Consider the following 8687-nt stretch of genomic DNA (forward strand, 5'->3'; position numbering starts at 1 on the left):
CCGACGGTGATCCGGACGGTGTCGTGGATCGAGTCGAACTACACGGGCGGCTCGGACACGGCGGAGCGGATCCGGATGTTCCTCCAGGACGCGTACGCGACGTGGGGCACGACCTACGTCCTCCTCGGAGGTGACACGAACGTCGTCCCGGTGCGGTACGCGTGGACGGGCTACTACGGGGGAGACAGCATCCCCGCCGACCTCTACTTCAGCGATCTCGACGGCAACTGGAACGGGGACGGCGACGATCTCTTCGGTGAGGCCGATCGCGGTATCACATCCCCGGGCGACAGCGTCGATCTCTATCCGGATATCCTGGTCGGACGGGCACCCGTCACCGACGCGGTCGGTGCCGAGGTCTTCGTCGACAAGTGCCTGACGTACGAGAAGGCTCCGACGCCCCACTTCACGGATCGGAATCTCTACCTCGCCGAGGTCCTCTTCCCGTACGACTGGCAGTCCGGAGCCTACAGCTTCGACGGCGGGGAGGACATCATCAACAAACTGCCCTCGTCGGTGCCGGACGAGCTCCACGAGGTCAAGCTGTTCGCCAACCACGAGGAGTTCCCTGAATCGTATCCGCTGGACCAGGTCGCGGCCGCCGATTCGATCGAACGCGGCTACAACGTCGTCACGCACGTCGGACACGGGAACAAGGACATTCTGCGTGTCGGCTACAACAACTATCTGACGATGAGCGACATGTCCACCTTCGCGAACGGCCGGTCGAAGGCGTCCGTCTTCTGGCTTCTCAACTGCACGAGCGCGGCGATCGACTTCGACTGCATCGCGGAGCGCTGTATCGAGAATCCGACAGGCGGCGGGGTCGCCGCCGTCGGGCCGACGCGCTACGCGTTCCCGGCCACGCTCAGGCACTACTACTGGGACTGGCTCGACATCCTCTACACCGATGCCGACCCGCGGGCCGGGAGTGTCTTCGCCGAGTGCAAGGCACGCCACGCGAGCCAGGCGGAGTCGGGGACCGACAACACCGACCGGTGGTCCCAGCTGTCGCTGCTCTATCTTGGTGATCCCGAGTTGCCGATCTACACTGGGCGGATCGACACCTTTGCTGTCGCGCACGACACGGACTGCCGAGTCGGCGACTCAAGCATCACGGTGTCCGTCGCCGATCCCGACCCGGTCGAGGGGGCGCTGGTCTGTGTTCAGAAGGGCGACGAGGTCTACGCGTACGCCCTGACCGGCCCCTCGGGAGAGGCCGTGGTGCCCGTGCGCGCGAGGACGACGGGGTCGCTGGCGCTGACCGTGACCGCTCTGGACTACTTCCCGTATGAGGCGACGGTCGACGTCCTGCCGGCCGAGAACGCCGTGCTGGCGCTCGATTCCTGGAGCATCGACGATGACGGCTCCGGTGGAAGCGACGGGAACGGGAACGGCGCCGTCGAGGCCGGCGAGACCGTGGAGCTCGACGTCGTCTTCGCCAACGACGGCGTCGCGGCGGCCTCCGTTCAGGCGACGCTCTCGACGAGCGATCCGTATGTCACGATCGAAGACGACACGGCGACGACCGGCACTCTCGGACCCGGCGCCACCATCTCCGTCCCCGCCGCCTTCCGGCTGGCCGTGTCGGAGAGCGCGCCCGACGAGCACGACGCGGTCTTCACGCTGGAGATCGACGACGGCCTTCGAGCGGTCCGCGCAGACACGTTCGCCGTCAGGCTCTTTGCGCCCGAGGTTCGCGTGCTTACGACGGAGATCGACGACTCAGCCGGCGACGGCGACGGCGTCGCCGAGGTCGGTGAGACCGTCGATCTCCTTCTCGAGATCGCGAACGATGGACACGGTGTCGCCGTGGGGCTCCACGGCGTCCTTCACTACCCCGGTCCCGAGGCGACGGTCACCGACAGTCTCGACACCTGGGGCGATCTCATCGCTGGTGCTTCCGCCCTCGGGACCGGTGGGTTCACCGTGGACATCGCGGGCGCCCTGAACTCGCATCTCCGGCTGCAGTTGAGCGACGGTCGGGGAGGCGAGTGGACGTCGTTCCTCGACCTCGCCCCGCCCGGCGTCAGCGACAGCCTGTGGGGGGACGTCAAGGGCACGACCATCGAGCTCGCGTGGACCCCGGTCGACGATGCCGACCTCATGGGCTACGACGTGCTGCGCTCGCAGGATCCGTCGGGGCCATACGTGCGTGCGAACGGCGGACCGTTGGGGCGGATCGGGTACTTCGAGGATACGGGGCTGCTTGAGAACACGGTCTACCATTACTGTGTTGCGGCGATCGACTCGTCGGGCAACCGGGGCGCCCGTTCCGAGACGCTGAACCTCTCGACGAACCCGCCCAGCCTCGAGGGCTGGCCTCTGCAGACGTCGGGCAGCATGTACGCGAGCCCGGCGGTCGCCGACCTCGACGGTGACGGCGACCTGGAGATCGTGGTCGCCTCCGTCGAGATCTACGCCTGGCACCACGACGGGCTCGAGTACATGGACGGTGACGGTGACCCGAGGACGAACGGGGTCTTCGCCGTCGACGGGACCGGGGGCTATCGGGCGTCGCCCGCCGTGGGCGAGATCGACGGGGACCCGGGGCTCGAGATCGTGGCTCCGGCCTGGCAGAACGTCGGGTCCGACTCGGATCCGATCTACGAGGTATGGGCATGGAACGCCGAGGACGGCTCGGTCGTGCCGGGCTGGCCGACGGCCACCATGAGATTCTGTTGGGCCAGTCCCGCGCTGGCCGACCTCGACGGAGACGGCCGCTCGGAGGTCCTTCAGGCCTGCTCCGACGGGTATCTCTACTGCTGGCACGGCACGGGCTCCGAGTACATGGACGGCGACGGCGATCCCCTGACGATGGGGCGCTTCCGCTCGCTCAGCTCGGAGTGGTGCTACGGGTCGACCGCGGTGGCCGACGTCGACGGAGACCGGAGTCCCGAGATCTTCCAGTCGTCGACGTGCGACAGCATCTTCGGCTGGAACGCGGACGGGTCGCGCCTGCCCGGCTGGCCGATCTACGTTTCGAGACGCTCGGAAACATCGCCGGCGATCGGCGACGTGGATCTTGACGGCGCGATGGAGATCGCTGTCTCCGCGCAGGGTGGAAAGGTCTGGCTCGTCGAAGCCGACGGGACACCGATGCCGGGCTGGCCGGTCGTCGTCACCATCTCCGGGGACTTTCCCCCGTCGCCGGTGCTCGCCGACATCGATGGCAACGGGACCCTCGAGGTCGTCATCCTCTCGTCGGACGGCCGGATGCTCATCAAGGACCACGAGGGTACGACGCTCCACGGCTGGCCTCAGGATCTCCCGGACGGGACGCTCTCGAGTCCGGTCGTCGCCGACATCGACGGCGACGAGGAGTTCGAGATCGTCGTGGGCTGCAAGGACGGCGCCGTCTACTGCTGGAACGCGGACGGGACGGTACCCGGCGGCTGGCCGATCCGGACGGATGCCGAGGTCAACAGCACTCCGACCGTGGCCGATCTGGACGGAGACGGCGACAACGAGGTCATCGTCGGGGGAATGGACACGGCGGTCTACGTCTGGGACTGCGAAGGACTCTACGACGACGGCGAGGGGGTCGAGTGGGGGATGTTCCTTCACGATGCCGCGCGCACGCAGTTCTACGGACACGAGGACCCGGTCGGCGTGCACGATACGCCCGAGTGGGTCGACGCGCATCCTCTCCGGCTCGAGCAGAACCACCCCAACCCGTTCAACCCGATGACCACGATCACGTACGAGGTCCCGGGCCTCAGGAGGGACGAGAAGCGCGTGACCCTGAGGATCTACAACGTCGACGGATCGGTCGTGCGGACGCTGGTCGACCGCGTGGCACGGCCCGGGAAGCAGTCGGTTCTCTGGGACGGACGTGACGACGACGGCCACCCGGTCTCGTCGGGCGTCTACTTCTACCGCCTGACGTCGCACGACGCGGCAACGGAGCGCCGGATGATCCTCATCAAGTAGGTGCCGGCAGAGCCGCGCCCGCGCCACAGAACTGCCCCAAAAGCAAGAGCCGGCCCTCTGGGCCGGCTTCTTGCATCCCACCGCCTTCGGATGCCGTCTGCGCCCGAAAAAAGTCTAGAAAAAGGCGTGATTCCGCTTGACAGCTCCTGACCGAGTGGCTAACATCACCCGTCACCCAAGCAGAGTGGGATGAAGTGGGAAGAGCCATGACGCGAGCCGTGACCTCATATTCGGGTTCCTACCGGCACACGATGGACACGAAGGGGCGTGTCTCGGTGCCTGCCGAGTTTCGGCGGGCGGTCGGAGAGACGTTCATGATGACGCGCGGCCACGACCAGTGCCTCTACCTCTATCCGATGGAGGAGTGGGAGCTCGTCGAGGCGGAGCTCAGTCAGCTTCGCTTCACGTCGAGCCGCGCACGGCGCTACGTGCGTTCGATGTTCGAGCACGCGCGTCCCGTCGTCGTCGACAGTCACGGCCGCGTCATGGTGCCTCAGCCTCTCCGCGAGTTCGCGAAGCTCGATGGAGAGGTGCTCGTGAACGGCGTGCTCCATCACATCGAGATATGGAACCCGACCGTGCGCGAGCAGTACGACACCGAGTCCGACGAAACGTTCGAGGAGATCTCCGAGGACGTCTGGAAGCACGCCAGGACCGAGACGGGCGGCGAAGGTTGACCGTCCGGGCCGGGGCCGACTCGTCGGTCCCGGGGAAGCGGCGCGCGGGACGTCCCGACGACGAAGAGGGCCTGACGCGATGACGATCCGTTCGAGTGTGCGCGATGAGAGGGCCGTCGTCTCGATGGCTGGGACCATCGAGGGGATGGACTTTTGTCGGCTGCACGAGCATCTCGTCGGCCTCCTGACGCGACGTCGCAGGAGGATCGTTCTCGACATGAGCGGGGTGGAGCACGTCAGCTACCGGCATGCGGGGATGCTGGCGAGGGAGTTCGACCTCGTTCGGTCGCACAACGGTGAACTCAGTCTGGCCGGCGTGTCCGGCTACGTCAGGAACATTCTGCTCCTGGCGGGCCTCGGCGGCCATCTGAGAACAGTCGATCCCGACACGGTACTGCGTCCAGGATACGCTGTCGCTTCAACGCCGCGAGCGAACTAGCGCTGACGCAGCCGCCGCGAGGGATCCCCTGCGCCGAATAACGCACAACTGAAACAACGGAATCTCATGGGGCCTGTCCATCATCCGGTGATGGCGGCCAGGGTGGTCGAGTTCCTGGTGACTCGCACCGATGGCTTCTACGTCGACTGCACGGTCGGCGGGGGAGGCCACGCGCGCCAGGTTCTTCTGAACGCGCCCTCCGGTCGCCTGCTGGGGATCGACCTGGACGAGGAGACGCTGGTGACCGCCCAGGCCGCGCTCGACACCTTCGGCTCACGCGTCACGCTCCGGCAGGGCAACTTCGGATCCCTGAAGGAGATCGTCGCTGAGGAAGGGATCGGTCAAGTCGACGGGGTCCTCTTCGACCTCGGGTACTCCTCGCTCCAGCTTGACGCCCCCGAAAGGGGGCTGTCGTTTTCCAGCGACGGTCCTCTCGACATGCGCTTCGACCGCGCCGTCGGTGCGTCGGCCCTCGATGTCATCAGCCGCTCGTCCGAGCGCGACCTCGCGGCCATCATCAAGCGGTTCGGCGAGGAGCGACGGGCGCACCCGATCGCCAGGTCCATCCTGCAGGCGAAGCACGACGGGCTGCTCGAGACGACCTCCGATCTGAAACGGGCCGTCCTCAAGACGAAGCCCGGTCGGAAGACGAAGACGCTGGCGCGCGTGTTCCAGGCGCTCCGGATCGCCGTCAACGATGAGCTCGACAACCTCCGACGGGGACTCGAGGGCGCGGTCGATGTCCTGAGACCGGGAGGGCGCATCGTCGTCCTCTCGTACCACTCGCTCGAGGACCGGATCGTCAAGCGCTTCTTCGTAGGCTCCGAGCGGCCGTGCACCTGTCCGAAGGACCTGCCGCACTGCGTCTGCGGCAGGAAGCCGACGCTCAGGATCCTGACGAAGCGTGTCGAGAGGCCCGAGGACGCCGAGGTCCACGGAAACCCGAGGGCCCGCTCGGCGAAGCTCCGGGCGGCGGAGAGACTGGCCGAGGGCGAGCAGCCGTAGGAGCGGCGTCCAGCCGCACCGTTCCGGCAGGGGAGAAGACGTGAAGCGCCGCGGGATCATCGGACGACTGACGAACAGGATGGGCGCGTCGATCCACACGCGCGGGCTCATCCTCTGGAGCGCGGCGCTCGCGACCGGCATCGTCTGCGTCTGGCAGCACGTGTCGGCGGCCAGGACGGCGTCGGAGATCGACGACCTCAAGGCGCGGCGCGAGGAGCTCCGTGCCGAGATCGGCTTTCTGGAGATGCGGTGCTCCGAGCTCTCGAGCAGGGCGCGGATCGAGGAGTACGCCGCGGAGCACCTGGGCATGAGGTACCCGAGAGAGAACGAGGTCGTGGTGATCGGCTCGGGCGGCACGTCGCTTGAGGCCCGCACGATCGACCTCGTGGAGGGAGAGCGCGTTGAGTCGACGGACGGATAGGCGGCCCACCACGGAGGGCGCACACATCCGACGTCTGCACGCGGCCTTCGTCGTGGGCGTGCTCGTCTGGGCGCTCATCGTCGTGAGGCTGTTCACCATCCAGGTCGTCCACGGCAAGGCGCTGGCCGGCCGGGCCGAGCGCCAGCACGTGGTGCGCGTGAAGCTCTCTCCCGAGCGAGGCACGATCTACGACAGAAACCTGACGCCGCTGACGGGCAACCTGCGGGTCGAGTCGGTCTACGCGCATCCCGGGGAGGTCGACGCGCCGATGACGGCGGCGCGCACGCTCGCCTCGACCCTCGGCGGAAGCGTCGACGAGTACAGGCGGAAGCTCGCGTCCGACCAGACGTTCGTCTGGATCGAGCGCCAGGTCCCGCCCGATGTCGCGTCGAGGCTAAAGGAGGCGGAGCTCGACGGCATCGGTTTCCACAAGGAGAGCAAGCGCGTCTATCCCCACGGGCGGCGCGCGTGTCACGTCGTCGGGATGACCGACCTCGACGGGCGCGGGCTCTCGGGCGTCGAGCTTCAGGCCGATTCGCTGCTGACGGGCTCCGAGGCGGTCGTCTGCTATTACGTCGACGCGCGCGGTTTGCGGACGCCGACGCCGGCGTGCACGGAGGTGACGCCGCGGAACGGGCACTCGGTCGTCCTGACGATCGACGCCGAGCTTCAGGAGATCGCCGAGGTCGAGCTCAGACGCGCCGTACGGGAGCACGAGGCCATGGGCGGGTCGGTCGTCATGCTGAACCCGCGGACCGGCGACATCCTGGCGATGACGTCGTGGCCCGACTACGACCCGAACTGCCCGTCGCGCTACTCGGTGGCCAGCCAGCGAAACCGTGTCATCACAGACCAGTTCGAGCCCGGTTCGACCTTCAAGCTGATCACGGCGGCCGCGGCCCTCGAGACCGGCGCTGCAGAGCTCACCTCGGTCTACCACGCGGGACGAGGCTCGATGCGGTTCCCCTGGTGCACGATCCACGACATCCACGAGTACGGCTGGCTCGACTTCACGTACGCCTTCGCCAAGTCGTCGAACGTCTGCTTCGCGCAGATCGCCGAGTCGATCGGCAGGGTGCCGCTCTACACGTTCGCTCGCCGCTTCGGCTTCGGCTGCCACACGGGCATCATGCTGCCGGGCGAGGTGAGAGGCGTCCTGCGCGAGCCGTCCGCGTGGAGCGGCAGGTCGCTGCCGACGATCGCCATCGGCCAGGAGCTGGCCGCGACGCCGCTCCAGCTCGCGCTGGCGTACGGCGCGGTCGCCAACGACGGCTACCTGATGGAGCCGCGCGTCATCCAGGCGGTCGTCGACGAGGACGGGCGCGTCGTCGAGGAGACGCGGCCGACCGTCGTCCGTCAGGTCATCGAGCCTGAGACCGCGGAGACGCTTCTCGGCCTCATGGCAGCCGTCACCGAGTTCGGAACGGGCGGGAACGCCGCCGTCGCGGAGATCGCGGTCGGGGGCAAGACGGGCACGGCCCAGAAGAAGGTCCCCGGCGACGACGGCTTCTCGGCCGGACGCTTCGTGTCGTCCTTCGCCGGAGTGGCGCCCGTTGACGATCCCCGTATCGTCTGCCTCGTCGTGATCGACGAGCCGGAAGGAAGGGGCCTCGGAGGCCAGGTCGCTGCACCGGTCTTCGGTCGGATCATGGAGCGTGTCGTGCGCGGTCCCAGGCATGAACTGGTCTTCGGCCCGGCCGACGCGGGAGACGCTCGCGGTGGTCTCCGGCGCTACGCGGCGGCTCGAAAGGAACCCGCGGCCGTCAACACCGGAGGCGCGCCGTGGCTCGGGGCCGACATCGCGCCGGTCACGTGCATCGCCGCGGTCGAGCGGATGGACGAGGATGCGGGCGTGGAGCTGCCCGACCTTCGCGGGATGAGTATCAGGGCGGCCCGCCGCGAGGTGACCATGCGGGGGCTCTCACTGAGGTTCGAGGGAAGCGGTCTCGTACGCGAGCAGTCACCGCGACCGGGCTCGTCGGTCGAACCCGGCGACCGGGTGGTCGTGCGCTGCTCTCCGTGACGGGACGGAATCGATGATGGAGACGCTGGTGAGCAGGAACCCTGGACAGTCCGGAGACCCAGCGACGGGCGGACGGCGCGTCGCTCTCGGGAGGCTCCTCGAGGCGGTCGACGTCCGTGACCCCGGTCCGGAGGGAGCGGTCGGCATCACGTCGGTCGAGTACGACTCCCGTCGTGTCGGGAACGGAAG

The 8687-nt window shown here is 67.8% G+C and carries 7 protein-coding genes; all 7 read left to right on the top strand.

Annotated elements, in window-relative coordinates; genetic code table 11:
- The coding region (locus tag GF405_07915; GenBank protein MBD3368079.1) for a hypothetical protein at positions 1 to 3933 on the top strand (3933 nt) is incomplete at its 5' end.
- A gap of 206 nt (positions 3934 to 4139) precedes the next feature.
- The gene (mraZ, locus tag GF405_07920; GenBank protein MBD3368080.1) at positions 4140 to 4610 is read left to right on the top strand and encodes a division/cell wall cluster transcriptional repressor MraZ; all 471 of its coding nucleotides are present in this window, start codon (positions 4140 to 4142) and stop codon (positions 4608 to 4610) included.
- Between the two features lie 79 nt (positions 4611 to 4689).
- Positions 4690 to 5049, top strand: coding sequence for an STAS domain-containing protein (locus GF405_07925; GenBank protein MBD3368081.1), 360 nt, complete (start codon positions 4690 to 4692; stop codon positions 5047 to 5049).
- Positions 5050 to 5115: 66 nt separating this feature from the next.
- Entirely contained in the window at positions 5116 to 6054 is a 939-nt protein-coding gene (gene rsmH, locus GF405_07930) for a 16S rRNA (cytosine(1402)-N(4))-methyltransferase RsmH (protein MBD3368082.1), read from the top strand.
- A 40-nt stretch (positions 6055 to 6094) separates the two neighbouring features.
- The gene (ftsL, locus tag GF405_07935) at positions 6095 to 6475 is read left to right on the top strand and encodes a cell division protein FtsL (protein ID MBD3368083.1); all 381 of its coding nucleotides are present in this window, start codon (positions 6095 to 6097) and stop codon (positions 6473 to 6475) included.
- Entirely contained in the window at positions 6417 to 8498 is a 2082-nt protein-coding gene (locus GF405_07940) for a PASTA domain-containing protein (protein ID MBD3368084.1), read from the top strand. Before ftsL ends, GF405_07940 begins: the two co-directional genes overlap by 59 nt.
- 13 nt (positions 8499 to 8511) lie before the next feature.
- On the top strand, positions 8512 to 8687 hold a 176-nt coding region (locus GF405_07945; protein MBD3368085.1), incomplete at its 3' end, for a hypothetical protein.

This window comes from Candidatus Effluviviaceae Genus V sp., from assembly GCA_014728125.1.
Lineage (GTDB): Bacteria > Joyebacterota > Joyebacteria > Joyebacterales > Joyebacteraceae > WJMD01.

What these genes read in the sequence shown, in the direction of transcription:
- mraZ (MBD3368080.1), top strand. Translation starts at nt 4,140, where the DNA reads ATGACGCGAGCCGTGACCTCATATTCGGGTTCCTACCGGCACACGATG.
- rsmH (MBD3368082.1), top strand. Translation starts at nt 5,116, where the DNA reads ATGGGGCCTGTCCATCATCCGGTGATGGCGGCCAGGGTGGTCGAGTTC.
- GF405_07925 (MBD3368081.1), top strand. Translation starts at nt 4,690, where the DNA reads ATGACGATCCGTTCGAGTGTGCGCGATGAGAGGGCCGTCGTCTCGATG.